The sequence below is a fragment of the Kitasatospora sp. NPDC004669 genome (assembly GCF_040609455.1).
Taxonomy (GTDB): domain Bacteria; phylum Actinomycetota; class Actinomycetes; order Streptomycetales; family Streptomycetaceae; genus Kitasatospora.
This window is the reverse complement of the sequence record NZ_JBEXKB010000060.1, coordinates 26,577-52,855: the sequence shown is the minus strand read 5'-3', so window position 1 is coordinate 52,855 and position 26,279 is coordinate 26,577. Positions and strand designations below refer to the sequence as shown.

Genomic DNA, 26,279 nt, shown 5'->3' with positions numbered 1-26,279 from the left:
TCGGGGTGGGGGGCGGCGGGGCGGCCCCCTGCCCCCCCCCCGTCGCGGGGGGGCGCGGGGCGCCCCCCCCCCCCCCCCCCCGGGCCCGTCCCGTTTCCGTCAGAGGTCCAGCACCGCCCGCAGCGCCGCCGCCACCTCGGCCTCCGGGTCGTCGACCGGGCCGGGCGAGCGCCAGGCGACGAAGCCGTCCGGGCGCACCAGCAGCGCGCCGTCCGGGCCGATGCCGTGCAGGGCGGCGAAGTCCGCGCCCGGCTCGGGGGCCAGGTCCTCCTCGGCGCCGTTGCCGATCCGGTAGGCGTCCAGCGGGACGGCCAGCCGGTCGGCCGCCCGCCGGGCGCCCCGCTGCCAGGCCGTACCCGCAGGACCGGTGAGCAGCACCATCGCCTGCTCGTACAGGTCCAGCGTGGACAGCCGGACGCCCGCGCGCAGCAGCCACTGGTGCGGGGCGCGGCTGCCCGGCTCGCCGGCGGACTCGAACGTCTCCGGGACGACCGCGCCGGACGGGTCCGTGCCGAGCACCGCGCCCTTCGGGTAGCGGTAGCCGAGCGCGACCGCCAGCACCCCGGCCTGACGGCCGACGCCCGGGACCACCGCGTAGCCGGGGTGGCTGTGCTCGGCGGAACGGGCCGAGGCCCGCTCGCTGGTCACCAGGGCGACGGGGCGGCGCTCCTGCCCGTACGTCTCCAGCAGGCCGGGCCCGGCCCAGCCGCACAGCACCGCGGCGAGCTTCCAGGCCAGGTTGTGGGCGTCCTGGATGCCCGTGTTGGAGCCGAAGGCGCCGGTCGGGGACATCTCGTGGGCGGAGTCCCCGGCGAGGAAGACCCGCCCCGTGCCGTAGCGCTCGGCCACCCGTTCGGCGGCGTGCCAGGGCGCCTTGCCGGTCACCTCGACGTCCAGCTCCGGCAGGCCGACGGCGGTGCGGATGTGCCCCTCGCAGCGCTCGTCGGTGAAGGCCTCCAGCGGCTCGCCGTGCTCGGGGTGCCAGGGCGCGTGGAAGACCCACTCGCTCTGGTTGTCCACCGGCAGCAGCGCGCCGTCCGCCTCCGGGTTGGTCAGGTAGCAGGCGATGAAGTGCCGGTCGCCGACCACCTCGGCCAGCCGCTTGGCCCGGAAGGTGATGCTGACGTTGTGGAACAGCTCACCCTTGCCGGTCTGGCCGATGCCCAGCCGCTCGCGGACCGGGCTGCGCGGGCCGTCCGCCGCGACCAGGTACTCCGAACGCACCACCCGCTCCTCGCCGGTCTCCCGGCTGCGCAGCACCGAGGTGACACCGTCCGCGTCCTGCGCGAAGGAGACCAGCTCGGTGCTGAACCGGACGTCTCCGCCGAGCTCGCGGGCTGCCCGCAGCAGCACCGGCTCCAGGTCGTTCTGGCTGCACAGGCACCAGGAGCTGGGGCTGAACCGGGCCAGCTTGCCGCCCGGGTCGATCTCCCGGAACAGCCACTCCTGGTCCACGCCGGTCAGTGAGGGCGCCTGGAGGATGCCGTGGTTGGGGGCCAGCACCGAGGCCGCCTCACGGATCGCCGGCTCGATCCCGGCCCCCCGGTACAGCTCCATCGTGCGGACGTTGTTGCCTCGCCCGCGCGGGTGATGCGAGGTGTCGGCGTGCTTCTCGACCAGCAGGTGCCTCACACCCAACCGACCGAGGAACAGCGAGGCCGACAGCCCGACCAGGGAACCGCCCACGATCAGGACCGGCACCCGGTCGTCAACCTTCGGATTCATCAATTGCTCCACCCTGTAAGGGGATTCCGCGGCCCGGCGACTGGACTCGGTGCCGCCCTCGACGGGCCCGCTCAGCCGGGGGCCCCGCTCTTCCATCCCCCGCCCGGGGCGGGCTGTGCCGCCTCTTCGCCCGGATGGCCCGCAAATCTCGCGCCGCGCCCGGTCGGCCGCTCACGATCGACCTCAGGCCTGGCGCCGACTGCCCCGGGCCGACCGCCACCGCAACTGCCTCCCCCAGGCCGGGAGGACCCCGGCAGACGCGGCCGTCACGGCCCGCCGCGTGCGGCCCAGAGCAGAAAGTGGATCATGACAACTCTGTCCGAACCGCAGCCGAAGCAGCACGAAGAGCTCGACACCCGGCTGAGGGTGGTGCTGATGCTGGAGATCCGGGACGGCGCCCAGCAGCGCTTCCTCGACGTCTACGAGCAGCTGCGCCACCAGGTGGCCGCGGTGCCCGGCCATGTCAGCGACCAGCTGTGCCAGTCGATCAACGACCCCCGCCAGTGGCTGATCACCAGCGAGTGGAAGGACCAGGAGACCTTCCTGCAGTGGGTGGACAGCCCGGCCCACCGCGAGATGGTCCAACCGATGCACAGCTGCGTCAGCGACAGCTTCCGCTCGCTGCGGTACGCCGTCCTGCGCGAGACCTCGGCGGCCGGCTCCACCGGCACCCGGGCCCCGATGGAGGTCCCGCCCGGGCTGCCGCGCAGCGCGCCCGCCGGGCACGCCGGCCCGCCGAAGGCCGACCCGGGCCCGGACGGCGTGATCCGCCACGCGCTGACCTTCACCGTCAAGCCCGGCAGCGAGTCCGAGGTGGCCCGGATCCTGGCCGGCTACGCCTCCCCCAAGGCCGAGGTGGACGAGCGCACCCGGCTGCGCCGCACCTCGCTGTTCATGCACGGCAACCGGGTGGTCCGGGCCGTCGAGGTGGTCGGCGACCTGGGCGACGCGCTGCGCCACGTGGCGATGCAGCCCGAGGTGCGGGCGGTCGAGGAGGAGATCAACCCGTACCTGGAGGAGGCCCGCCAGCTGGGCGACCCGATGGCCGCCCGCGCCTTCTTCGCCAAGGCGGCGCTGCCCGCCAAGCACCAGGCGATCGCCAGCTCCCCCGCCTCCGGGCGACTGCACCGGCACGCCGTGCTGTACCCGGTCCGCCCGGGCCGGGGGCAGGCCGTCGCCGAGCTGCTCTTCGACCACGACAACCTCGCCACCGCCGACCCGACCGGCCCGGTCGCGGCGGCCACCGTCTTCCAGCGTGAGGACACCGTGGTGCGCCTGGTCGACCTGCGGGTGCCGGCCGAGGCCGAGCCGGCCGCCGCCCTCGGCGTGGCGGGCGAGCAGGAGGCCGCCGAGCTCGCCCGACTGCTGGACCTGGGCCCGCGGAGCGACCTGCGCACCGTCGCCGGCCTGAGCGCGTTCCTCGCCGCCCGCGCCATGAACCCGATCACCGACCGCAGCTCGCAGGACAACTGACGCCAGTCAACTCTTCCGGAGGAAAGCCATCATGACCACGCAGTACCCACGGATCGTCAACGTCGACGAGGCTCCGGAGAACCGCCGCCACGGTGCCGAACTGCGCACCATGCTCACCCCGACCAGTTGCGGGGCGACCAGCGGCTTCATGGGCCTGGCGATCGTCCAGCCCGGGGAGCGGATCGGCGAGCACTACCACCCGTACTCCGAGGAGTTCGTGTTCGTCGTCCACGGCGACCTGGAGGTGGACCTGGACGGGAAGACCCGGCGGCTCAAGCCCGACCAGGGCCTGATGATCCCGATCAACATGCGGCACCGCTTCCGCAACGTCGGCGACACCGCGGCCCGGATGGTCTTCCACCTCAGCCCGCTCGCCCCGCGCCCCGACCTCGGCCATGTGAGCACCGAGGAGACCGCCGCCTCCGACCCGCCGGAACACGCCAAGGTGACCTCGTGACACGGCGGGTCGCCGTCACGGGGATCGGTGTGGTCGCGCCCGGAGGGATCGGGATCCCCGCCTTCTGGGATCTCCTGACCGCCGGCCGCACCGCCACCCGGGGCATCACCCTGTTCGACCCGGCCGGGTTCCGCTCCCGGATCGCCGCCGAGTGCGACTTCGACCCGGCGGCCCACGGACTGACCCCCGAGGACGTCCAACGGGCGGACCGCTACGTGCAGTTCGCGATGGTCGCGGCCGACGAGGCGATCGCCGACGCCGGGCTGGACCTGGCCGCCGAGGACCCGTGGCGGGTCGCCGTCTCGCTCGGCACCGCCGTCGGCGGCACCACCCGACTGGAGCACGACTACGCCCTGGTCAGCTCCGCCGGCGCGCGCTGGGACGTGGACCACCGGCAGGCCGAGCCGCAGCTGCACCGGGCCTTCGCCCCCAGCACGCTGGCCTCCGCGGTGGCCGAGCGGGTCGGCGCGCACGGCCCGGTGCAGACCGTCTCCACCGGCTGCACCTCCGGCCTGGACGCGATCGGCTACGGCTTCCAGGCGGTCGAGGAGGGACGCGCCGACATCTGCGTCGCCGGCGCCTCCGACTCCCCGATCTCCCCGATCACCGTCGCCTGCTTCGACGCCATCAAGGCCACCAGCGAGCGCAACGACGACCCGGAGCACGCCTCCCGCCCCTTCGACGCCCACCGGGACGGCTTCGTCCTCGGCGAGGGCGGCGCCGTTCTGGTGCTGGAGGAACTGGAGCACGCCCGTCACCGGGGCGCCCGGATCTACGGCGAGGTCGGCGGCTTCGCCACCTTCGGCAACGCGTACCACATGACCGGCCTCACCAAGGAGGGGCTGGAGATGTCCCGGGCGATCGACCACGCGCTCGACCACGCCCGGGTCGACCGCACCGACGTCGACTACGTCAACGCGCACGGCTCGGGCACCAAGCAGAACGACCGGCACGAGACTGCCGCGGTCAAGCGCTCGCTGGGCGGTCACGCCTTCGAGACGCCGATGAGCTCGATCAAGTCGATGGTCGGGCACTCGCTCGGCGCGATCGGCGCCATCGAGGTGGTCGCCTGCACCCTGGCGCTGGCCCACGGCGTGGTGCCGCCGACCGCCAACTACGAGACTCCGGACCCGGAGTGCGACCTCGACTACGTGCCGCGCACCGCGCGCGAGCTGCCGCTGAGCCATATCCTCTCGGTCGGCAGCGGATTCGGCGGATTCCAGTCCGCCGTCGTGCTCAACAGGACGGGGTGAGTTCCATGACGTCACGTCAGCAGGGCCGCCGGGCGGTGGTCACCGGCCTCGGCGTGGTGGCGCCGAACGGTGTCGGGGCCGACGCCTTCTGGAAGGCCACCAGGCAGGGCGTGAGCGTCCTCGACCGGATATCCCGCGAGGGCTGCACCGATATTCCGCTCAAAATCGCGGGCGAGGTACGTGAGTTCGATCCCCAGTCGGTGATCGACAGCCGCTTCCTCGTGCAGACCGACCGGTTCACGCACTATGCGATGGCCGCCGCCGACCTGGCGGTGGCGGACGCCGGCTTCCGGCCCGACTCCGAACAGCCCTTCGCGGTCGGCGTGGTGACCGCGGCCGGCTCCGGCGGCGGCGAGTTCGGCCAGCGCGAGCTTCAGCAACTCTGGGGCAAAGGGCCGAAGTTCGTCGGACCGTACCAGTCCATCGCCTGGTTCTACGCGGCCAGCACCGGCCAGATCTCGATCCGCGGCGGCTACAAAGGCCCGTGCGCAGTGGTTGCCAGCGACGAGGCCGGCGGCCTGGACGCCCTCGCGCACGCCGCCCGCTCGATCAAGCGCGGCACCGACACGGTGGTCGTCGGCGCCGCCGAGGCCCCGCTGGCGCCGTACTCGATGGTCTGCCAACTCGGCTACCCGGAACTGAGCCTGGCCGACCAACCCGACGCGGCCTACCTGCCGTTCACCGCGCAGGCCTGCGGCTTCGCCCCCGCCGAGGGCGGCGCGATGCTGCTGCTGGAGGACGAGGAGGCGGCCCGGCGGCGCGGAGCCAACGTCCGGGCGCACCTGGCCGGACACGGCGCCACCTTCACCGGGGCCTCCCGCTGGGAGGAGTCCCGGGAGGGGCTGGCCGCCGCGATCCGGATCGCACTGGACGAGGCCCGGACGGCACCCGAGGAGATCGACGTGGTCTTCGCCGACGCGCTCGGCGTCCCCACCGCCGACCGGGCCGAGGCCCTCGCGCTGGCCGACGCGCTCGGCTCGGCCGTCGAGAGCGTCCCGGTCACCGCTCCCAAGTCCGGAACGGGGCGGGCCTACTGCGGCGCCCCGATGCTGGACGTGGCCGCCGCCGTACTGGCCATGGAGGACGGCGTGCTGCCGCCCACCCCCAATGTCACCAAGGTCTGCCACGACCTCGCCCTGGTGACCGACCACGCCCGCCCGGCCGAGCTGCGCACCGCGCTGGTGCTCAGCCGCGGGCTGATGGGCTCCAACTCCGCGCTGGTGCTCCGGCGCGGGGACCAGCCCTGATCCACTACACCTTTCGAAGGGACACCCCGTGAGCAACACCCTCAGCTATCCCGAGCTGGCCGCCCTGCTCCAGGCCCGGGCCGGCGTCACCGTCGACCCCGGCGACCTGCAGCAGCCGGGCGCACTGTTCGACGAGTTCGGCGTCGACTCGCTCGGGCTGCTCGGCATCGTCGGCGAGTTGGAGAACCGGCACGGCCTCAAGGTCACCTCCGGTGCCGAATCCGCCAAGACCCCGGCCGAGTTCGTGGAGCTGGTCAACACTTCCCTCGCCGTGAAGGCTGGTGCCTGAGATGCCCGGACACACCGACAACGAGATCGTCATCAACGCCCCGCTCGACCTGGTCTGGGAGATGACCAACGACCTGGAGAACTGGCCTGACCTGTTCAGCGAGTACGCCTCGGTCGAGGTCCTGGAGCGCGAGGGCGACCGCGTGCAGTTCCGGCTCACCATGCACCCGGACGAGAACGGCATGGTGTGGAGCTGGGTCTCCGAGCGCACCACCGACAAGCCCTCGCTCGCGGTCAACGCCCGCAGGGTCGAGCCCGGCCCGTTCGAGTTCATGGAGATCCGCTGGGAGTACGCGGAGGTCCCGGCCGGCACGAAGATGCGCTGGATCCAGGACTTCGCGATGAAGCCCACCGCCCCGGTCGACGACGAGGGCATGGTCAACCACATCAACAGGAACTCCCGGATCCAGATGCAGCTGATCCGCGAGAAGGTCGAGAAGCGGGCGGCCGAGCGATGACCGGAACCCACCGCGCCCTGATCGTCGCCCGGATGAAGCCCGGGGCGGCCCCGGACATCGCCGAGGTGTTCGCCGACTCCGACCGGGGCGAACTGCCGCACCTGATCGGCGTCACCGGCCGCAGCCTCTTCCAGTTCGGCGACGTCTACCTACACCTGATCGAGGCGGACCGCCCGCCGGGCCCGGCCGTCGCCAAGGTCCTCGGCCACCCGGAGTTCCGGGCCGTCAGCGACCGCCTGACCGCCTTCGTCCAGGCCTACGACCCGGCCACCTGGCGCGAGCCGAAGGACGCGATGGCGCGCGAGTTCTACCGCTGGGAGCGCTGACCTCCCGCTCCCCGCATGGGCCCGCCCCCGGCCGTACGCCGGGGGCGGGCCCATGTCCGTACCACCCCGCGCCCGCACCGATTCACCCGGATCACCGGGGCACGCGGGTGAACATGGCCGGGACTCCACCCGAAGAGCGCACTGTCCGTACCGGTGCCGCCACGCTCCGGTGGCAGGCGGCCTCGCGGTGGTTGACGGTAGATCAGGCACCACTGTCCGCGGGTCCCTTTGACCGGCACCGTGCCGGCGGTCGCGGACGCTTGCGCCGGAAGGATCATCCTCATGCGTTCTGCACGCGCACTGCTCGCCGGGGCGGCCGTCACCGCCGTCCTGACCGTCGGCACCCCCATGGCCTTCGCCGACGGCTTCTCCGACCAGGGCAAGAACCTCACCTGGCAGGAGAAGCAGTCCGACAAGGGCTCCGACGGCCGCGGGAACGAAGGCGGCCGCGGGAACGAAGGCGGCCGGGGCAACGAAGGCGGCCGCGGGAACGAAGGCGGCCGGGGCAACGAAGGCGGCCGCGGGAACGAAGGCGGCCGGGGCAACGAAGGCGGGGGTGAGGACCACAAGTCCCCGCACGGCGGCGTGCACACCGGCGGCGGCGGTATGGCGCTGTCCGGCGGCGGCCTGGCCTCCGGCGCGGTACTGCTGCTCGGCGGCCTCGGGGCCGGCGCCGTGGCGCTGCGCCGCAGCCGTCGCACGAACGGCGCGGCCGCCGTCTGAGCCCGCCACCGCCGCCTCTGGGCGCCTCTCCCCGACCGGGGTGGGGCGCACGGGGGCGGCGAGCCGTTGCGGAACCGGTTCCAGCGGTTCCGGCGGTTCAGCGCTTGCCGCGGTGCCAGCGGTTCCAGCGGAGGACTTCTAGCGGAGGACAGGAATGACGGGCGCTCCCGGCTCTGGAATGCCCCGGCTGCTGCGCGCGGGGATGGGCGCGGCAACGGTCGGTCTGCTGCTGCTCTACAACTCGATGGGCTCCCGGCCGAGCGGCGACTCGGTCGTCGGCCAGGCCGCTCCCCCGGCGGTCGTCGCACCCGCCGTCCCGGGGCCGTCGGCATCCGCCGGCGCCACCGCGACGGCCTCCCGGGCGGCCGCGCCGGCCGCGCCGGGCTCGCCGGTGCTCAAGCCGTCCAAGCCGACCCGGCTGCGGATCCCGCAGATCGCGGTGGACGCACCGTTCACCGAGTTGACCCTCAACCCGGCCGGCCAGCTCAATGCCCCACCGCCGGACGAGAAGAACCTGGTCGGCTGGTACCGGGACGGCGTCACCCCGGGTGAGCGCGGCAGCGCGGTCGTCGCCGGGCACGTCGACACCACCAAGGGCCCGGCGGTGTTCCTGCTGCTGAGCATGCTGCGGCCGGGCAACAAGGTCGAGGTGAGCCGGGCGGACGGCACGGTCGCGGTGTTCACGGTCGACTCGGTGGAGACCTTCGCCAAGAAAGCCTTCCCGGACCAGAAGGTGTACGGGAAGACCCCGGACGCCCAGCTGCGGCTGATCACGTGTGGCGGCGCCTACGACAAGAAGCACAAGGACTACATGGACAACGTGGTGGTCTTCGCCCACCTGGAGTCCTCGCACAAGGCCTGACCGACAACGCCAACGGCCGCTGCCACCCCGGGAGTCGGGGAGCAGCGGCCGTTCGGTGTGTCGGGTCAGCCGCGGACGACGGCCTCGAAGGCGTGCAGGTACGGGTTGACCGGGCGTACGGCGGTGACCTCCAGGCCGGCCTCTGCCATCAGGCCGACCATGCTCTCCTCGGAGTGCTTGGCGCCGCCGACGTTGAGCATCAGCAGCAGGTCCATCGCGGTGGTGAAGCGCATCGACGGGCTGTTGTCGACCAGGTTCTCCACCACCACGACCCGGGCACCGGGGCGGGCCGCGGCGACCACGTTGGCGAGGGTGCGGCGGGTGCTCTCGTCGTCCCACTCCAGGATGTTCTTGATGATGTAGAGGTCGGCGTGGACCGGGATCTCCGTCCGGCAGTCGCCGGGCACCAGGCGGGCGCGGGTGGAGAAGGAGCCGCCGTCCTGCAGCCGGGGGTCGGCGCCGGCCACCACCTTGGGCAGGTCGAGCAGGGTGCCGTGCAGCGCCGGGTGCTTCTCCAGCAGGCTGGCCAGTACGTGGCCCTGGCCGCCGCCGATGTCGGCGACCGAGTCGATGCCGGTGAGGTCCAGGTACTCGGCGAAGTCCTGGGCGGACTGGCGGCTGGAGGTGGTCATCGCCTTGTCGAAGACCTTGGCCGAGTCGCCCGCGTCGCTGTGCAGGTAGTCGAAGAACTCCTTGCCGAACAGCTCGGGGAAGACGTTGCGGCCGGAGCGGACCGCCTCGTCCAGCTTCGGCCAGGCCTCCCAGGTCCACGGCTCGGTGCACCAGAGGGAGATGTAGCGCAGGGAGTTGGGGGCGTCCTCGCGCAGCAGGCGGGACATCTCGGTGTGCTCGAAACGGTCGTCGGAGGTCTCGGCGAAGATCCCGTAGCAGGTGAGCGCGCGCAGCAGGCGGCGCAGCTGGCGGGGTTCGGTGTCGAGCTCGTCCGCGAGTTCGGTGACGTCGGCCGGGGTGGCGCCGAGCACGTCCGCGACGCCGAGCCGGGCGGCCGCGCGGACGGCGGCGGCGCAGGCGGCGCCGAAGACGAGCTCGCGCAGGCGCATCTCGGCGTGGGAGACGGTGTTGGCGGGTGCAGTGGTCATGGGCGGTCCCTGTGGGTGTGTGGGGCTCGGGTCTGCGGGGGCTTCGGGTCTGCGGGGCTCAGCAGCGGCCGGACGGCTGGGAGACCGAGCAGGTGTTGCGGCTGTAGGCGTTGTCGGTGCCGGTGTCGCGGTCGGCGAGGTCGGCCGGGCCGTTGCCGCTCAGGTGGTTGTCGGCGATGGTCGCCCGGGTGTTGGGGATGCCGACGACGCTCTTGAAGAGGACGATGCCGCCGGAGAAGTCCGAGGTGCCGGCGTTGTCGTGGATCTCGTTGTCGGTCACCCGGGTGTCCTCGGTGCCGGTGAGCACGATGCCGGCGCCCTGGACCGCACCCAGGCGTGGGTTGGCCGGGCAGAACTTGTTGTTGGCGACCACCCGGTTGTGCCGGACGTCCAGGTCCCCGGCGCGGGGCACGCCGTCGTCGCCGACCACGAAGACTCCCGCGCAGTTGCCGCTGATCTCGTTGCCCTCGACGGTCAGCACGCGCAGTCGGCGGACGGTGACGCCGACCCGGTTCCCGGTGAGCTCGTTGCCCGCGACGACGGTACCCCCGGTGTCGGGCGCGCCGCCCTTGCGGTAGGCGTAGTTCGCGAGGAAGACACCGGACTGGCCGTTGTCGGTCGCGCGGTTGCCGATGATGGCGGCCTTGGTGGACATCTCCTGGCTGATGCCCTGCTCGGCGTTGTCGTGGACGTAGGTGGCGCGGACGGTCAGGCGGGTGGTGCCGCCGGCGTCGATGCCGTTCTTGTGGAAGCCGGTGACGGCGAGGGCCTCGATCGTGACGTCGGACAGCGGGGCCTGCTCGGTGCCGACCACGCAGACGCCGTGCCCGGCGGTGGCGCAGGCGTTCTCCGTACCGTCCCCGGGGGTGATCACGCTGCGGGCGCCGACGCCGCGCAGGGTGAGGCCGGGGGTGGCGATGCGGACGCTGCCGCGGTAGGTGCCGGGGAGCAACTGGACGGTGTCGCCGGGCTTCGCGGCGTCGACGGCCCGCTGAATCGATTCGCCCGGCTGGACGAGGTGCAGGGTGCCGTCGGCGGCGTGGGCCGCGGGGGCGGCGGCCAGGGTGACGAGGGCGGTGGTCAGGGCGGTGGCGGCGGCGGTGGCCGCGGCGAGGTGGTGGACCCGACGCGTGGGCATGAGTGGTGACCTGTCTTTCGGCGCGCTCGGTGTGGCGGTGATGGAGGTGATCGGGGAGGTGGTCCGACGCGGTGCGTCCGACGCGGCGTGTGCGGGTGGTGACGGTCGGTGGATACGGCCGAGTCGACGGTATGGGCGCCCGGGTGAACCCGCCACCAGGGCTGGGCTGCGGGACTGACGGTGCGTCGGCCGCCGGAGGGACGCCCCGGCGTGGCGTGCATGGCCGCCGGGATGTCGGGCCGCCCGCTGCCGGGGCGGACGGGCCGCGCACCGGCCCCGTCCGGGCCCGTGACATCCTCGGGGCATGAGCACCGCGTCCGTACCGCCCGTCGCCACCGTCCGCAACCCGATCGGCGCCCACGTTCCGGTCGCCGCCCGCGGCCTGGCCGGGACGGGCCTGGCGTACGCGCGGAAGGTCGGCGCGGAGACGGTGCAGGTGTTCGTGGCCAACCCGCGGGGCTGGGCCACTCCCCCGGGCGATCCGGCGCAGGACGAGGAGTTCCGGACCGCCTGTGCCGAGCAGGGCATCCCGGCCTGGGTGCACGCGCCGTACCTGATCAACTTCGGATCGGACAATCCGACCACCCGCGAGCGCTCGGCGGACTCGCTGCGGCACTCGCTGCACCGCGGCCACGCGATCGGCGCGCTGGGCGTCGTCCTGCACACCGGCTCGGCGGTCGGCACGGCGCCCGGCGGCGGGTCGCGCCGGGCCGAGGCGATGGCGCAGGTCCGGGCGGACGTCCGGCCGCTGCTGAACGAGCTGGACGCGCTCGGCGAGGACGCGCCCTGGCTGCTGCTGGAGCCCACCGCCGGGCAGGGCAGCTCGCTCTGCTCGCGGCTGGAGCAGCTGGCCGAGTACGTGGAGGCGCTGGACGGGCACCCCAAGGTGGGCGTCTGCCTGGACACCTGCCACGCCTTCGCGGCCGGGCACGACCTGGCGGCACCCGGCGGGGTGACGGCCGCGCTCGACGCGCTGGCCTCGGCCGCCGGTCCGGGCCGGCTGCGGCTGATCCACGCCAACGACTCGGAGGACGTGGTCGGCGCCCGCAAGGACCGGCACGCCAACATCGGCGCGGGGATGATCGGCGCGGAGCCGTTCCGGGAACTGTTCGAGCACCCGCAGACGGCCGGGGTACCGCTGCTGGTGGAGACCCCGGACCGCAAGCACGGCGGGGACGGCACGGGCCACGCGATGGACATCGCGGTGCTGAAGGAACTGCGCGAACGGGCGGCGGCCCGGGTCTGAGGCTGCCGGTCGGCCGGGGCGGTGGGCGACTGGAACGAGTCGTCGCCTCCGCTCCTGGCGGGCTGCCCCGCCCCCGACCCGGTGGCCGACCGCGCTGCCGTACGGACACTGCGGCAAGCGGGTGGTGCCCGCCCTGTGGGGTGCCGCTGATCGCGCTCGGCCCACCGGCCTGCGAGCTCATGGGCGCTGAGGACGACCAAGCGTCCGGCCGGCCGCCGGGCAGCGGTGAGCCCGGGGGCCGACGAGCGGCCTCCGGGCTCGGAGTGCAACGGATTCAGCAGTCGCAGTCGCTCTCGCTGTGCTCGTGGAAGTTGAACCACTTGGCGTGCGGGCCGACCAGGCCGACGCCCGCGGAGCCCGCCTCCAGGCTGTGCGAGGACGACTGCATCGGTGCGTGGCCCCACGCCATCGCCGAGGTCGGCGCCGCCACGACGGCACCGGCCACGGCAACGATCACGGCGAGCTTGCGGATGTTCCCACGAAACGACATCTGATGTCCTTTTGGTTCGTCTCTGGTCCTCAACCCGACTCCCCGAACGGCCGGTTCGACCGCTCGGCGGACCGGGCCGCGCCCCACCGGGGAGGCGCCGCGCCAAGGTTGGCACGCGAACACGCCGCCACGGGCGCGCGCCGCAACCGGGCTGGGGCATCCGGGTGACACATCTCCCCCGCGCGGCCGAACCACCGCACATCCGGTCGAACGGTCTTGCGAAGCGCGCCGGACGAGTGCCGGTCGGACCGGCGTTCGACCGCAAGTCTTGCGGTGCGACGGCGGGCTGCAAGAACAAATCCCATCGATTTGGTGCAAGGTGTCGCCCCATCCGAGCATGAACGGTCGCTCCACCGAGCGCGTGCAGGACCACGAAAGGCGCACCACCCTCATGCAGACCAGCCCCGCCGCACCCCGGCAGGCGACCCGACCGAGCGACCCGGAGACCCCGGACCAGGTCGATGCGAGACCCTCGAAGAACGGCCGCTTCGGGCTGCCGACCGCCACCGCCCTGGTGATGGGCAACATCATCGGCGGCGGCATCTTCATGATCCCGGCCGCCGTGGCGCCGTTCGGGACGGTCAGCCTGCTCGCCTTCGTCGTCCTCACCGTGGGCGCGATCGCGCTGGCACTGGTCTTCGGGCAGCTGGCCCGCCGCAACCCGCGCACCGGCGGGCCGTACGTCTACGCCCGTGAGGCCTTCGGGGACTTCGCCGGCTTCCTGTCGGCCTGGTCGTACTGGATCACCACCTGGGTCAGCAACGCCGCGCTCGCCGTGGCCGCCGTCGGCTACCTGGACGTGCTGGTGCCGATCAGCCACTCCACCGTGCTGAGCATCGCCGCCGCACTGGCCTTCCAGTGGCTGCCCGCGCTGGCCAACCTGGCCGGCACGAAGTATGTCGGCGCGGTCCAACTCGTCTCCACCGTCCTGAAGTTCATCCCGCTGGCGCTGGTCGCGGTGGGCGGGCTCTTCTTCTTCGACCCGAAGAACCTCGGGCCCTTCGACGCGAGCGGGCAGGGCTGGATGGGCGGCATGACGGCCGCTGCGGCGATCCTGCTGTTCAGCTACCTGGGCGTGGAGTCGGCCGCGATGAGCGCCGGTCAGGTCCGCGACCCGGAGCGCAACGTCGGCCGGGCCAGCGTGCTCGGCACCACCGGCGCGGCCGTGGTCTACCTGCTGGGCACCCTCGCGGTGTTCGGCACCGTCGCGCACGAGCAGCTGGTGCACTCCAGCGCGCCGTTCTCGGACGCCATGAACGGCATGTTCGGCGGTTCCTGGGGCGGCGCGGCGATCGCCGTCGCGGCGCTGATCTCGATGACCGGCGCGCTCAACGGCTGGACGCTGCTGGCCGCCCAGGCGCCGTACGCGGCCGCCCAGGACGGCCTGTTCCCGGCCGCCTTCGGAAAGGAGAAGCGCGGCGTGCCGACCTTCGGCGTGATCGTCAGCGTGGCCCTGGCCTCGGTGCTGACCGTCGCCAACTTCGCCAGCGGCGCCAAGGGCGCGTTCGACATGCTGGTGCTGGTCACCACCTTCACCGCGGTCGTCCCGTACCTGCTCTCCACCGCCGCTCAGCTCTACTGGCTGGTCCGGGGCGCCACCGACAAGGTCGACGGCGCCCACCTGGTGCGCGACGCCGTCCTCGGCCTCGGCGCCTTCGCCTTCTCGCTCTGGCTGCTCGCCGGCGCCGGCTACGCCGCCGTCTACCAGGGCGTCCTCTTCCTCTTCGCCGGCATCCTCGTCTACGTCTGGCTCGCCGGCCGCCGCCGGGGCGTCAGTTCGGCGGGGGACGCTTCCTGACCCGAACGGCTCGGCCGGGGGGCGGGGCGCCGGGACGGCGCATACGGTGCGGTGCCAGGGGGTTACCCGAGCGAGAGGTGTCAACTGGCATGGCTGGGAAGTTCGAGCTGTACACGGACGAGAGCGGGATGCACCGGTTCCGGCTCAAGGCGAGCAACGGGTCGGTCGTGGTGACGGGCGACCCGCAGGAGAGCAAGGACGACTGCCTGAAGAGCATCGAGTCGATCCGCAAGCTCGCGCCGTACGCGGAGCTCAAGGAGGCGGCCGGGTCGGCCTGAGCCGGCCAGGGCCTGTCTCTCCGTGGTCCCGGCGGACCCGGTAAGGACCCGAGAGACAGGCCCTGACGCTGAACACGCGGGTCGGTGGTGCAAATCGCCGACCCGCGTTCGCTTGTGCGACAGATCCCTTTGGCCGGAAGCATGCCGGGCACGGACAGAACACTGGCATGCGCGTCGTCATCGTCACCGAATCCTTCCCGCCCGAGGTCAACGGAGTCGCCCACAGCGTGCTGCGGACGGCCGAGCACCTGGTCCGCCGGGGCCACCAGCCCCTCGTCGTCACCCCCGCGCCGGCGCGGGGCGCCCAATGCCCGCCGCAGACCTTCGGCACCGGCGCCGAGGCGGAGCGGATCCCCGTGGTACGGATCCCCTCGATGCCGCTGCCGGGCTACCCGCAGGTGCGGATCGCGCTGCCGAGCCGGCGGCTGGCGGCCGCCGTCGCCGGGCACCGGCCGGACATCGTGCACCTGGCCAGCCCGTTCGTGCTGGGCGCGCGCGGGATGCAGGTCGCGGCACGGCTCGGAGTGCCCGCCGTCGCCGTCTACCAGACCGACCTCGCCGGATACGCGCACGCCTACCGGGCCGGGCGGGGGCTCGGGGAGGCCACGGCCTGGCGGCGGATCCGGGCCGTGCACCGGGCGGCCGCCCGCACCCTGGCGCCGTCCACCCCGGCCGCGCAGGACCTGACCGCGCACGGGGTGCCCCGGGTGCAGCTGTGGCCGCGCGGGGTGGACTCGGTGCGCTTCCACCCCCGACACCGGGACGAGGCGCTGCACCGGGCGCTCGCACCGGGCGGGGAGGTGCTGGTCGGGTACGTCGGGCGGCTGGCGCCGGAGAAGCGGGTGGACCTGCTGGCGGCGGCCTGTGCCCTGCCCGGGGTGCGGGTGGTGGTGGTCGGGGACGGGCCCTCGGCGCCGGGACTGAAGGCCTCGATGCCCGGTGCGGTGTTCCTCGGCCGCCGCACCGGCGAGGAGTTGGCGCGCTGTTTCGCGACGCTGGACGTGTTCGTGCACACCGGCCCGCTGGAGACCTTCTGCCAGACCATCCAGGAGGCGATGGCCAGCGGCGTGCCGGTGATCGGCCCGGCGGCCGGCGGCCCGCTGGACCTGGTCGCCCACCACCGCACCGGCCTGCTGGTGCCGCCCCGGGACGGCGCGGCGGTGGCCCGGGCGGTGGCCGAGCTGGCCGCCGCCCCGGCCCGGCGGGCCGCGTACGGGAAGGCCGGACGGGCCGAGGTGACCGCCCGGACCTGGGAGGCGGTCGGGGACCTGCTGCTGCGGCACTACGACGAGGTGCTCGCCGTGCACCGGCGGCTGCCGCTGCGGGCCGCCTCCCCGGTCTCGGAGTCGGGCCAGGCCTCGGCCCCGACGGCGCCGGTGGTGCCCGTGCTGCCGGAGGAGCTGCCGGCATGAGCGACCTGCCTCGCTCCGATGGGTTGACCATCGTCCGGCTGGCCAACTTCGTCACCCCGGTCTCCGGCGGCCTGCGCACCGCTCTGCGCCACCTCGGCGCCGGGTACCGGGCGGCCGGGCACCGGCCGGTGCTGATCGTGCCCGGCGAGCGACGCTCGGTGGAGGAGACCGAGCAGGGACTGGTGGTCACCCTGCCCGGCCCGGTGCTGCCGGCCAGCGGCGGCTACCGGCTGCTCGCCGACCGGCGGGCGGTGGAGGCCGAGCTGACCCGGCTCAGCCCCGACCGGCTGGAGGTATCCGACCGGACGACCCTGCGCTGGACCGGCGGCTGGGCCCGGCGGCACGGCGTCCGCTCGGTGATGGTCTCGCACGAGAGCGCCACCGGGGTGCTGCGCACCCGGGGCCTGCCCGGTCCGCTGGCCTCGGCGGCCGCCGACCGGCTGAACGCGGCCACCGCCCGCGCCTACGACTCGGTGCTCTGCACCACCGACTGGGCGGCGGCGGAGTTCCGCCGGATCGGTGTGCCCAACCTGGTCCGCGCCCCGCTCGGAGTGGACCTGACGGCGATGCGGCCGCTGCCGCCGACCGTACGGGCCGAGGAACGGGCCCGGTACGCGGCGCCGAAGGACGTACTGCTGGTGCTCTGCTCGCGGCTGTCGGCGGAGAAGCGGCCCGAGCGGGCGGTCGAGGCACTGGCCCGGCTGCGGGCGCTGGGGCTGCCCGCCGTCCTGGTCGTGGCCGGGACCGGGCCGCTGCGGGAGCGGCTGGCCGCCCGGGCGGCCCGGCTCCGGCTGCCGGTGTGCTTCCTCGGGCACCTGGGCCGACGCGAGGCACTGGCCCGACTGCTGGGCTGCGCGGACGTGGTGCTGGCGCCCGGGCCGGTGGAGACCTTCGGGCTGGCCGCGATGGAGGCGCTGGCCTGCGGCACCCCGGTCGCGGTCAGCCGTTCCTCCGCGCTGCCCGGGCTGATCGGGCTCGCCGGGGTGGCGTCCGTCGACACCGGATCTGGATTCGCTCTTGCCGTCAGGGAGTTGCTCGGGCGACCGGAGGAGGTGCGGCGGGCCGCCGCCCGGGCGCAGGCCGAACGGTACGGCTGGCCGGCCGCGGTGGCGGCCTTCCTGGCGGCCCACGGGGTGCGGAACTCGGCAGCGGCGGAAGGGGGTTGGGATGAGCCTGCTGGACGCCGGGCCTGACCGGTCGGCGAAGGAGCGGCCGGCGACGGGCGAGCTGCTGCGTTTCGTCGCGCTCGGGGACTCGCTCACGGAGGGGATCGGGGACCAGGTCGGCGAGGAGTGGCGTGGCTGGGCCGCCGTGCTGGCGCACTCACTGGCCCCCGGGGGCCGGAAGGTCGAGTTCACCAACCTGGCGTACAGCGGGGCACTGACCGCCGACCTGACGGCCCGTCAGCTTCCGGCGGCGCTGGCACGGCGACCGCAGCTCGCCGCGGTGGTGGTCGGCGGCAACGACACCCTGCGGGCGGGCTTCGACATCCGGCGCACCACCCTGGAGTTGGACGCCACCATGGGCGAACTCTCCGCCCACGGCGCCGTGCTGCTGACCGCCTGCCTGCCCGATCCCGGCACCCTGCTGCGGCTCCCGACCCCGCTGGCCCGCCCGCTGGCGCGGCGGATGCGGGCGGTCAACACCGTGGTGCACGCGCTCACCACGCGGCACCGGGCGGTGCACCTGCACATCGCCGAACTGCCCTGGTGCGCGCAGCGCCGGCTGCTGAGCGTGGACCGCCTCCACCCCAGCGCCGAGGGGCACCACGTGATCGCCCGCCGATTCCACGACCTCCTCACCGAGGCCGGCCACCCGCTCGGCCCGCCGCCCGCCCCCGAGGCGGCCGAACCCCCGCCGGGCCTGGCCGCCGACCTGTGGTGGATGGCCACCAAGGGCACCCGCTGGGTCGTCGCCCGCAGCACCGACCTGCTGCCGGGCCTGCTCGCCCTGGCGGCGGCCGAGGGCCTCACCCGGTTGCGCGGGGCGAGCGGGCGGCACGACGAGCGGATGGCCCGGGCGGCGGCCCAGGCGCTCGCCTCACTGGGGTGAGTCGTCAGCCTTCGGCGTACGGCTGGATGCCGTCGAGGAGGTAGCCCGGGCCGAGGGCGAAGGTGCCGTCCCCGTCGCCGCCGACCGGCGGGCCGTGCTCGGCGAGCGTCGGGTAGCGGTCCCGGTGCGCCGCCAGGTGCCCGGCCGCCGCCGCGCGGGCCGCCGACCCGTCGTCGGTCTGTCGGCTGGTCTGCCCTGGGCCTGCGCTGGGAGCGGGCCCGCGGGCGGCCGGTGAACACGCTGTCCGGCGGCGAGCAGAAGCGACTCGCCCTGGAGGCGCTGCTGCGCGGCCCGTACCGGGTGCTGCTGCTGGACGAACCGGACAGTTACCCGGACGTGCCCGGCAAGCGCTGGCTGGAGGAGCAACTGAGGGCGACCGGCAAGACCGTCCTGCCCGTCTCGCACGACCGGCGGCTGCCGGCCGAGGCCACCGACCGGATCGTCACCGTCGAGTCACGCGGCGTCTGGGTGCACGGCGGCGGCTTCGCCGGATACGTTCCGGGGGAACCATGACTGCGGCCGGGGGTGTCGTCCCCGGGTGGAGCAGCATGCTGGAACAGCTGCTGGAACAGCGTGGCGGAGGGAGCTGGGGTGGAAGCGTCTGGTGGGCCGGGCCGGGGGATCCTTGCGGCAGCGGGGGTGCTGTTCCCGGACGGGGACGGGCGGGTGCTGGTGGTGCGGCTGCCGTACGACCGGAAGCATCCGGTGGCGGTTCCGGGTGGCGGCTGGGACCCGACCGACCGCTCGCCGAGGGAGACCGCCGTACGCGAGATCGCCGAGGAGCTCGGGTTCACGCCCCGGTTGGGTCCGCTGGCCTGCGTCGACTGGGCGATGTCCCGGACCCGGCCGCCGATCGTGGCGTACCTGTACTGGGGTGAGCCGCTGACGGCGGAGCAGGTGGCGGCGATCCGGCCGGACGCGGCGGAGGTCGGCGGATGGGTCTGGCTGACGACGGAGGAGGCGGGGCACGCGCTGCCGCCCCGGCTGTCACGGCGGGTGACGGCCTGTCTGCGGGCGCCGCGGGCGGCCGGGCCGCTGGAACTGGAGGACAGCCGGCCGGTCGGGCACACGCTGCGGGAGCTGTCCGCCGACGGTCCGGTGCCCGAGTACACCGGGCTGGCCGCCGCGCCCGGCTTGGGAGCGGCGGACGTGGCGGTGGCGCAGGAGCAACGGCCGGAGCCGCCGATGGACCGGGACACCTACTACGCCACCCGGCCGCGGATCCGGGCGAAGGCGCGGACGCTGTTCACCGACGGTGACGGGCGGGTGCTGCTGGTACGGCTGCGGCCCTGGGACGGGCCGCGCGGGCAGGTCCCGTACTGGACGTTGCCGGGCGGCGGCGTCGAGGCGGACCGGGAAGGACCCCGGGCCGCGGCGCGGCGGGAGATCCGCGAGGAACTGGGCTGGGAGGTCGAGCCCGGGCGGCTGCTGGTGCTGGACTGGCAGCCGGGGACGGCCGCAGACCCGGGGGCCGACCCGGCGACCGGTCGGGACACCGCCGTACTGGTGTACGTCTTCGACGGCGGCACGGTGACGGAGGAGCTGCTCGGCTCGATCGCGCTGCAGGAGCAGGAGTTGGTCGAGTGGCGGCTCTGCGACCCGGCCGAGGCGCGGGCGCTGCTGACCGGACCGTCCTGGGATCGTACGGCCGCCGCGCTGGCCGCCCTGGAACGGGCGGGCGGCGGGCCGGTCGAGCTGGTGCGGGGGCGATCGGTCGGCCTGGAGGTGGCCGGTGGGTGACACTGGGGGTGTGCGGCAGGGAATGCGGAACGGGATCAGTGAGGTGCTGACCGGTCGGCGGGTGGCGGCGGTCAGCGGCGGCGGACGGCTCGACCTGCGGTTCGACGGCCCGGTGACCGTCCGGGTGGCGCACGAGTTCCGCTTCGCGGCGCCGTCCTTCGCCGCGCCGGAGGAGGTCGAGCACTTCTTCCCGGCGCTGACCTTCCGTCCGACCCCCACCCTGCTGGCGCTGGTCGGCCGGACGGTCGACACCGCCCGGATCACCCTGGCCGGCGGCCTGGAGCTGGGCTTCGCCGAGGGCGGGGCACTGTCCGTCGCGCCGCATGCGCTGCTCGCGCCGTGGAGCGTGCTGACCGCCGAGGGGACGGTGTGCGCGGGGCTGCCGGGCGGCGAGGTCCGATGGACGGAGCCCGGCGGGGCGTGAGCCACCGCCGGGGCCTCGTCCTTCACTGATGGTCTCAGACCTCCAGGTCGGCCTCGATCTTGACGAGCTGATGGCGGGCCATCGCCAGGTTGGCACGCCCCTTGTCCAGCGCGAGGTAGAGGAACAGGCCCTTGCCGGTGCGGCCGGTGAGCGGGCGGATCAGGTGGTACTGGCTGGACAGGGTGATCAGGATGTCCTCGATGCCGTCCTGGAGGCCCAGCATGTCCATGGTGCGCATCTTGGCGCGGACCACGTCGGTGTTCCCGGCCGCGGCGACGCTGAGGTCCAGGCCACCGGGGCCGTCGAGGGTGGCGAGCGCCATGCCGCTGTTGTAGTCGACAAGGGCCGCGCCGATGGCGCCCTCGATGACGGTCATGGCCTGCTTGAGCGCGCCGGCTGCGTCGGTCATTTCTTTCAACTCCTGTTGGGTTGCGGGTTGGTGGGTTCGGTGAGTTGATCGGTCGCGGGTGGTCGGTCGGTCTCGGGTGGTCGGTCGGTTCGGCGGTCGGGGTCAGAGCGCGTCGCGCGGGTCCTTGGGCACCAGGGCCTCGTCGAGTAGTCCGGCGATGCGCCGGGCGCAGCGGCGGGCCTCCAGGTGGAGCCGGCCGACGTTGACATCCGGGTGCGCCAGCAGGGTCAGCACGCAGCTACCGCCGGCCGCGTAGGTGGCGACGTAGCCGTGCTCGCCGCGCACCAATGACTCGCGGAAGTCCCCCTGCCCGGTGGTATCGGCGAGCCGTTGGGCCAGCGAGAGCGAGGCCGCCGTCATCGCGGCCAGGCCGGAGGGTTCGGTCCCGTGGGTGTCGTGCGCGACCAGGAGGCCGTCCACGCTGGCCACCAGGCCGCCCGCGAGATGCGGGACGCGCCGCTTGACGGCGCGGAGTTCGGCGAGCAGCTCGGTCTCCAAGGCGATCAGTTGTCTCCTTCCGACACGCTGCTTGAGCGCCCGCCTCATGGCCGGTACGGCGGGGTCGCGGGCGGAGAATTGCTCAAAGTCGGGCCTCCAGAAGGTCTCGGACCCGGGTCAGCAGCGCGATGTCCGGGTCGGGGACGGTCAGCGGGTGGGCCGCTGCCGTGATGGGCGGGCGGTCAGGGCGGGTCAGGGCGGTTTCCGTCGTAGCCGCGGTTGCCGCGGTTGTCGCGACTTCCGGGCGGCCGGTGGCCGGGGTTCCGGGGCGGCCGGTGGCCGGGGCACCCGGGTGGCCGGTGGCCGCAAGGCTGCGGAGGGTGGCGCCGGGGACCCTGCGGTGCAGGGCCCCGGCCGGTCCCCGCCGTCCCTGCGGGGGGACTTCAGGCGTCGCGGCCGGCGGCGCGGCGTGCCGCGGGGCGTCGGAGCGGGGGGCCTCGGGTAGGGGCGCGTCGAGCCCGTGTGCCTCCGGTCGGGCGGCGTCCTTTCGCGGGACGTCGAGCAGTCCGGCGGCGGCCAGACGGCGGACGTCCGCCGTCACACCGAAGCCGGAGCGGCCGAGCAGGCGGGCCAGGTCCGCCGGGGTTCTTCGACCGTCGGCGTGGTCCAGCAGTTCGCGCCGACGGCCGCCGGGCGGGCGGCGGGAGGGGCGCCGGGTGTGCTCGACCGGTCGGACGGGCGCGGTGTCGAGCTGCGGCCAGGGCCAGATCCCGTCGAGGAGTTGGCCCCGGCGCTCGACCTCGCGGTGCAGCCGCGCCGGGTCGACGGCCGCCACCGGTCCGAGCCAGTGCCGGACGTCGGGCTCGAAGCGCCAGGTGCCGCCGGCCCGGTCCGCGAGGACGAAGTAGGCGGCGTCGAACAGCGTTCCCAGGTGGCCGAGTTCGAGCTCGCCCCGGGTGAGCAGGCCCCGATCGACCAGCACCTCGCCGACCCGGCCCTGGGCGCCGTGGAGGCGGAGGAGTTCGGCCCAGCCCTCGGGGGCGATCCGGCCGCAGCCGGTGAGCAGGTCGGCCAGGCCGGGCGCGCGCGGGGACTCAGCGGCGGTCACCTGGCCGTCGACCATGTGGAGACTGCCGAGCGGGCCGTGCAGGGCGCCGGTGGCGCGGCGGGCGGCGAGCAGGGCCACCGCTTCGCCGGGGGTCCTCGGCGCGGCCTGGCCGGTCGGCGCGGCCTGGCCGACTGGCATCGCCGGCCCTGTCGGCCCCGTCGGTCCCGCCGGTTCCGTCGCGGGCGCGGTCGTGGTGGGCGGGGCGGTGGAGGGCGCTGCGGTCATGCGGGCCACCGCCGAGGGGCCTCCGTCCGGCGGGCCGGCCGGAATGCGACGGCCGGCGCGGGAGTCACGCTCACCCCAGCACCAGCTCCTCGGCGAGCGCCTGGAGGCGGAAGCGGGCGACGGCGAGGTTGCCCTCCTCGCGGTCCAGCCAGAGGTGCAATACCAGACGACTGTCGAAGACGGTGTCGATGAAGCGGATCACGTGATAACTGCGGCCCGCGGTGACGATGATGTCCTCCAGCGGGGACCTCCGATCCTCCGCGACGGTGAAGGTCTGACTCTCAACGGCGGCGCGCACCAAGTCGGTTGCCTCGGCGGCGGAGGTCTCGTGCTCGCCGGTCGGGCTGTCGCCGAGGCTGCCGAGGGCGAGTCCGCTGCTCCAGTCGACCAGGCTCGCGGCGCGGGCGCCGGCGATCTCCATCACCCCGGAGAGGCATTCGTCGATACCCGGCACACCGGCTCCTTCGCGGGGTCTGGGGTGGCCGGGCGCAGCGCGGTTCCGACCGGATCGCCACCAGCAGTGGCAGGTTCGACACGGAAGGCTACTGCCGGATTCCATATGACGAACATTCCAATGGCATATTCACACCAGTAGCAGTGAGTTCCGGCCAAGGTGTGACGATGCATCAGACCGGCCCGGCGGGCAAAGCCGCTGGCCGGTCGGCCGCTGCGGAACGTCATCCGTCGGCCACCTGGTACGGGACCTTGGCCGATACCCGGCCACGCCACAGGGTTTCGGGCCGGAAAGTGCGATAAGAGGACGCGCGCACTGGAACGTCGCCGTCGCGCCGACGGCGGCCGGGGTCGCGACCGAAACGACGAAGGGGCCCGTTCCGTTGGACGGAACGAGCCCCTTCGAGTGGAGCGCCAGGCCCGGATTGCACGGACTCTTCCTACTGAAAGTAGGACGTGCTCTGGTAGCACCGCTGACGCCTGTTCGAGAGATCCCCTCTGCTGAAGATCACTCCCTCTCGACGGAAGGAACAGTAGCAGGTCATCACCCCTGGTCAGAAATCCCCGCCGGGCGGACGGGCCCGGTCCGGGCAGGTTCGAGGCCACCACGGTCGGGCTGAGCGGGGGGCGACGGGGCGACGGGGCGACGGGGCGACGGGGCGACGGGGCGACGGGGCGACGGCTCACACCTGCACGACGGCCTCGGCGAGCAGCCGGTAGGAGTCGAGCAGCGCGGCGCGGTCGTAGGTGCTGGTCACGACCAGGAACTCGTCCGCACCGCTGCGCTCCACCAGGGCGGCGAGCTCGGCGGCGGCCTGCTCCGGAGTGCCGGCGATATGGCCCTTCAGCGACTGCTCGAACGCCGCCCGCTCGCGCGCGCTCATCGCCCGCGCCCGGATCTCGGCGGCCGGGGCCAGTGGCGGAAACTCCCCGTGGGTGCGGGAGTAGGCGCCGGCCCAGGCCTCCGGCACGAGCAGCTCGCGCGCCCGCTCCTCGGCGCCGGCCACCGCCACCGCGCCCGAGACCACCACATACGGCTCGGCGGCTTGCGCCGAGGGGCGGAACCGGGTGCGGTAGCGGTCGATCGCCGCGAGCATCCGTTCCTCCCCGCGCGCGGCGGCGATGACCAGCGGCAACCCGGCGTCGGCGGCCACGTCGGCGCCCGCACCGGTGGCCAGGACGAAAGCCGGGACGTGCAGGCCCTCGGCCGGGCGTGCGTGGACATCGCGGTGCACCTGCTGCGAGCCGTCGAAGTAACCGAGCAGTTCGGCGAGCTGGGCACCGAAGTCGTCCGCGGCGTCCTTCTCCCGCCCGAGCGCCCGCCGGACGCCGTCGGTGAAGCCCACCGAGCGGCCGAGCCCCATGTCGATCCGCCCGGGGAACAGCGCCGCCAGCACCCCGAACTGCTCGGCCACCACCATGGGTTGGTGGTTCGGCAGCATCACCCCACCGGTGCCGACCCGGATCCGTGTGGTGGCCGCCGCCACCGCCGCGGCGAGCACCGTCGGCGCCGAGCCGGCCACCCCGGGCACGCCGTGGTGCTCGGAGACCCAGAAGCGGTGGTAGCCCAGCCGCTCGATCTCCCGGGCGAAGGCCACCGTGTCCCGCAGCGCCTGCGCCGGCTCCTCGCCCCGTCTGGTCCGGGAGCGATCGAGGACGGAGAGCCTGGTCACGGGCTTGGCGCTGGTCACACCGGTGGACAACACCCACCCGCGCGCGGGCATTCCCCGCCACAGTCCTCCGGCCCGGCCCGGCCTCAGTCGGTCACCGCGAAGTCCTGTGCCGCGCCCAGCCGGTGGAGCGAGTCCCAGCCGGGGATCCCGTCTGCGGCCCCCGCCGTGTACCCGCACCACCGCTGCCAGCCCGCGTACGCCGTGACCGTACGACTGCCGAAGGAGCCGTCCACCCAGCGCTGTTCGAGCAACCCCTCGTCCGCCAGCGCCTGTTCGACGATCGCCACCTCGGCCCCGTACGTCCGGTGCCCCTGCTCCGCCCCCGGGTCGCTGCGCGCCGCCGCCACCACGTGCGCCAGCGAGACCGTGCGGGGCCCGGGCAGGTAGCCGAGCAGCCGCAGCAGCGAGCCCTCGCCGGGGACACCGTCCGCCGCCTGCCCCGTGCAGCCCAGGCTCCGCTGGTAGTCCGCGTAGTTCTCGGTGTCCGCGTCCGTCCAGTCCGGCCCGGGCCCGGAGTGGTAGTGGGTGCCGAAGCCGCCCGCGACCAGCGCCCGCCCGACCACGGTCACCTGGTAGCCGTGGGCGCCGTAGCCGTACGCCAGACCGTTGAGGGTGACCTGGTAGCGGGCCGGGCCCGGGTCCTCCGGCGCCGGGTACGGCTGCGAGGGCGGGGTGGACGGCGAGCCGGGGCCGCCGGTGAAGACGGGCCAGGAGCCGGGGTCGACGTGGTCGTTGAACGGCACGTGGGCGTGCGCGTACCAGCCGCCCTGGGTCTCCCACACCCGCTCGTCGCGGTGCTCGGAGAAGTCGGTCGGACGGCCCATCGGCCACACGTCGGGCACGCCCAGGGAGGAGATCCAGGCGTGGATCCGGTCCCAGCCCGTGCACGGGGTGTCGACCAACCGCGGGTACACCGCCCCCCCGTAGCGGCAGTACGGGAAGAACACCGCCTCGATCTGGATCACCACCCGCCCGGCCCGGTTGGTGCGGGTCGGGCTCTGGGCCGGGCTGAGCAGGCTCTTGGAGCGGGAGTCGGCCGGGAACAGCTGCGCCGTCCGGCCGCTGAACGGGTCCCAGACCAGGTGCGGGGCGTCGCCGGCGCCGCTGCCGGTGAAGTACCCCACCAGGTCCTCGTAGGTGCACCAGTCCTGCGGTGCGGCGGCGGTCGCGTTGCGGTCCCAGGTGATGTGCGCGATGGCCTTCGGCGGGTACTGCTGGTTGGTCGGCGCGTGGTCGCCGAGGTCGTGGATCTCGGCACCGGGCAGCCACAGCTGAGGCATGCGGGCTCCTCCGAACGGCGTAATGACGTGGTTACGGGTATCGGCAGATCCGCGGCCCGGAATTACCCCGACGGCGTAATGTGCGGCATCGAACCGCCGGATCTCGCACTGCCGTTCGGGCCAATGACGGGAATTCGCCCTGACGTACGGATCGGTGGCCCGCGCCGCGCGCCGCCGGATCCGTGCTCCACCCTCCCCGGAGG

27 protein-coding genes and 1 pseudogene are annotated in these 26,279 nt (G+C 74.0%); 18 read left to right on the top strand and 10 right to left on the bottom strand.

All coding sequences use genetic code 11. The annotated features are described in order from the left end of the window. Window positions 1-99: 99 nt before the first annotated feature. A complete protein-coding gene (locus tag ABZW30_RS35810) occupies window positions 100-1,725 on the bottom strand; it encodes an FAD-dependent monooxygenase (RefSeq protein ID WP_355675431.1) in 1,626 nt (541 codons plus the stop codon). A 306-nt stretch (window positions 1,726-2,031) separates the two neighbouring features. Here ABZW30_RS35810 and ABZW30_RS35805 point away from each other — a divergent pair, with 306 nt between their 5' ends. From ABZW30_RS35805 to ABZW30_RS35765, 9 genes are all read left to right on the top strand, one after another. Next, window positions 2,032-3,198, top strand: a complete 1,167-nt coding sequence (locus tag ABZW30_RS35805; protein ID WP_355675430.1) for a SchA/CurD-like domain-containing protein — start codon at window positions 2,032-2,034, stop codon at window positions 3,196-3,198. 31 nt (window positions 3,199-3,229) lie between these two features. Continuing rightward, window positions 3,230-3,655, top strand: coding sequence for a cupin domain-containing protein (locus ABZW30_RS35800; RefSeq protein ID WP_355675429.1), 426 nt, complete (start codon window positions 3,230-3,232; stop codon window positions 3,653-3,655). After that, window positions 3,652-4,908, top strand: a complete 1,257-nt coding sequence (locus ABZW30_RS35795) for a beta-ketoacyl-[acyl-carrier-protein] synthase family protein (protein WP_355675428.1) — start codon at window positions 3,652-3,654, stop codon at window positions 4,906-4,908. The genes ABZW30_RS35800 and ABZW30_RS35795 overlap by 4 nt, the downstream gene beginning before the upstream one ends. A 5-nt stretch (window positions 4,909-4,913) precedes the next feature. Next, complete coding sequence (locus tag ABZW30_RS35790) at window positions 4,914-6,155, top strand: beta-ketoacyl synthase N-terminal-like domain-containing protein (protein ID WP_355675427.1); 1,242 nt, start codon at window positions 4,914-4,916, stop codon at window positions 6,153-6,155. Window positions 6,156-6,183: 28 nt separating this feature from the next. Beyond that, window positions 6,184-6,444, top strand: a complete 261-nt coding sequence (locus ABZW30_RS35785) for an acyl carrier protein (RefSeq protein ID WP_355675426.1) — start codon at window positions 6,184-6,186, stop codon at window positions 6,442-6,444. Window position 6,445: 1 nt separating this feature from the next. Next, window positions 6,446-6,901, top strand: a complete 456-nt coding sequence (locus tag ABZW30_RS35780) for an SRPBCC family protein (protein WP_355675425.1) — start codon at window positions 6,446-6,448, stop codon at window positions 6,899-6,901. Further along, window positions 6,898-7,227 (top strand): TcmI family type II polyketide cyclase, encoded by a 330-nt coding sequence (locus ABZW30_RS35775; RefSeq protein WP_355675424.1) that lies wholly within the window; start codon window positions 6,898-6,900, stop codon window positions 7,225-7,227. The genes ABZW30_RS35780 and ABZW30_RS35775 overlap by 4 nt, the downstream gene beginning before the upstream one ends. A gap of 282 nt (window positions 7,228-7,509) precedes the next feature. Then, window positions 7,510-7,950, top strand: coding sequence for a hypothetical protein (locus ABZW30_RS35770; protein WP_355675423.1), 441 nt, complete (start codon window positions 7,510-7,512; stop codon window positions 7,948-7,950). Between the two features lie 154 nt (window positions 7,951-8,104). After that, window positions 8,105-8,812, top strand: coding sequence for a class F sortase (locus ABZW30_RS35765; protein WP_355675422.1), 708 nt, complete (start codon window positions 8,105-8,107; stop codon window positions 8,810-8,812). Between the two features lie 65 nt (window positions 8,813-8,877). On the opposite strand, the gene ABZW30_RS35760 is transcribed toward ABZW30_RS35765, so the two are convergent. Then, window positions 8,878-9,912, bottom strand: coding sequence for a methyltransferase (locus tag ABZW30_RS35760; RefSeq protein ID WP_355675421.1), 1,035 nt, complete (start codon window positions 9,910-9,912; stop codon window positions 8,878-8,880). A gap of 58 nt (window positions 9,913-9,970) precedes the next feature. Beyond that, window positions 9,971-11,050 carry a right-handed parallel beta-helix repeat-containing protein gene (locus tag ABZW30_RS35755; protein WP_355675420.1) on the bottom strand — a complete coding sequence of 360 codons (1,080 nt, stop codon included), beginning with the start codon at window positions 11,048-11,050 and terminating at the stop codon, window positions 9,971-9,973. Between the two features lie 304 nt (window positions 11,051-11,354). Here ABZW30_RS35755 and ABZW30_RS35750 point away from each other — a divergent pair, with 304 nt between their 5' ends. Continuing rightward, on the top strand, window positions 11,355-12,296 hold the full coding sequence (locus tag ABZW30_RS35750; RefSeq protein WP_355675419.1) for a deoxyribonuclease IV: 942 nt from the start codon (window positions 11,355-11,357) through the stop codon (window positions 12,294-12,296). 274 nt (window positions 12,297-12,570) lie between these two features. Here the strand turns inward: ABZW30_RS35750 and ABZW30_RS35745 are convergent, their stop codons facing one another. Further along, window positions 12,571-12,786 (bottom strand): hypothetical protein, encoded by a 216-nt coding sequence (locus tag ABZW30_RS35745; protein WP_355675418.1) that lies wholly within the window; start codon window positions 12,784-12,786, stop codon window positions 12,571-12,573. A 337-nt stretch (window positions 12,787-13,123) separates the two neighbouring features. On the opposite strand from ABZW30_RS35745, the gene ABZW30_RS35740 reads away from it, so the two are divergent. The 8 genes and pseudogenes from ABZW30_RS35740 to ABZW30_RS35705 all read left to right on the top strand — a co-directional run bounded on the left by ABZW30_RS35740 (window position 13,124) and on the right by ABZW30_RS35705 (window position 20,490). Beyond that, a complete protein-coding gene (locus ABZW30_RS35740; RefSeq protein ID WP_355675417.1) occupies window positions 13,124-14,584 on the top strand; it encodes an amino acid permease in 1,461 nt (486 codons plus the stop codon). An 89-nt stretch (window positions 14,585-14,673) separates the two neighbouring features. Then, window positions 14,674-14,862, top strand: a complete 189-nt coding sequence (locus ABZW30_RS35735; RefSeq protein WP_355675416.1) for a DUF1508 domain-containing protein — start codon at window positions 14,674-14,676, stop codon at window positions 14,860-14,862. Between the two features lie 167 nt (window positions 14,863-15,029). Continuing rightward, window positions 15,030-16,274, top strand: coding sequence for a glycosyltransferase family 1 protein (locus ABZW30_RS35730; RefSeq protein ID WP_355675415.1), 1,245 nt, complete (start codon window positions 15,030-15,032; stop codon window positions 16,272-16,274). After that, a complete protein-coding gene (locus tag ABZW30_RS35725; protein WP_355675414.1) occupies window positions 16,271-17,467 on the top strand; it encodes a glycosyltransferase in 1,197 nt (398 codons plus the stop codon). The genes ABZW30_RS35730 and ABZW30_RS35725 overlap by 4 nt, the downstream gene beginning before the upstream one ends. Continuing rightward, window positions 17,442-18,326: an SGNH/GDSL hydrolase family protein gene (locus tag ABZW30_RS35720; RefSeq protein WP_355675413.1), complete on the top strand. Its 885-nt coding sequence runs from the start codon at window positions 17,442-17,444 to the stop codon at window positions 18,324-18,326. The genes ABZW30_RS35725 and ABZW30_RS35720 overlap by 26 nt, the downstream gene beginning before the upstream one ends. A gap of 189 nt (window positions 18,327-18,515) precedes the next feature. After that, window positions 18,516-18,821: pseudogene (locus ABZW30_RS35715) on the top strand (ABC transporter ATP-binding protein); the annotation flags it as partial. 96 nt (window positions 18,822-18,917) lie between these two features. Beyond that, window positions 18,918-20,066, top strand: a complete 1,149-nt coding sequence (locus tag ABZW30_RS35710; RefSeq protein WP_355675412.1) for an NUDIX hydrolase — start codon at window positions 18,918-18,920, stop codon at window positions 20,064-20,066. A gap of 10 nt (window positions 20,067-20,076) precedes the next feature. Beyond that, window positions 20,077-20,490 (top strand): DUF6188 family protein, encoded by a 414-nt coding sequence (locus ABZW30_RS35705; RefSeq protein ID WP_355675411.1) that lies wholly within the window; start codon window positions 20,077-20,079, stop codon window positions 20,488-20,490. A 34-nt stretch (window positions 20,491-20,524) separates the two neighbouring features. Here the strand turns inward: ABZW30_RS35705 and ABZW30_RS35700 are convergent, their stop codons facing one another. From ABZW30_RS35700 to ABZW30_RS35675, 6 genes are all read right to left on the bottom strand, one after another. Then, the gene (locus ABZW30_RS35700) at window positions 20,525-20,899 is read right to left on the bottom strand and encodes a hypothetical protein (protein ID WP_355675410.1); all 375 of its coding nucleotides are present in this window, start codon (window positions 20,897-20,899) and stop codon (window positions 20,525-20,527) included. A 102-nt stretch (window positions 20,900-21,001) separates the two neighbouring features. Then, the gene (locus ABZW30_RS35695; protein ID WP_355675409.1) at window positions 21,002-21,397 is read right to left on the bottom strand and encodes a roadblock/LC7 domain-containing protein; all 396 of its coding nucleotides are present in this window, start codon (window positions 21,395-21,397) and stop codon (window positions 21,002-21,004) included. 82 nt (window positions 21,398-21,479) lie between these two features. Next, on the bottom strand, window positions 21,480-22,583 hold the full coding sequence (locus tag ABZW30_RS35690) for a hypothetical protein (protein ID WP_355675408.1): 1,104 nt from the start codon (window positions 22,581-22,583) through the stop codon (window positions 21,480-21,482). A gap of 157 nt (window positions 22,584-22,740) precedes the next feature. Continuing rightward, window positions 22,741-23,124, bottom strand: a complete 384-nt coding sequence (locus ABZW30_RS35685) for a hypothetical protein (protein WP_355675407.1) — start codon at window positions 23,122-23,124, stop codon at window positions 22,741-22,743. Between the two features lie 682 nt (window positions 23,125-23,806). After that, window positions 23,807-24,847, bottom strand: coding sequence for an MsnO8 family LLM class oxidoreductase (locus ABZW30_RS35680; protein WP_355675406.1), 1,041 nt, complete (start codon window positions 24,845-24,847; stop codon window positions 23,807-23,809). 32 nt (window positions 24,848-24,879) lie between these two features. Beyond that, complete coding sequence (locus tag ABZW30_RS35675) at window positions 24,880-26,076, bottom strand: peptidoglycan-binding protein (protein ID WP_355675405.1); 1,197 nt, start codon at window positions 26,074-26,076, stop codon at window positions 24,880-24,882. Between the last annotated feature and the right edge of the window lie 203 nt (window positions 26,077-26,279).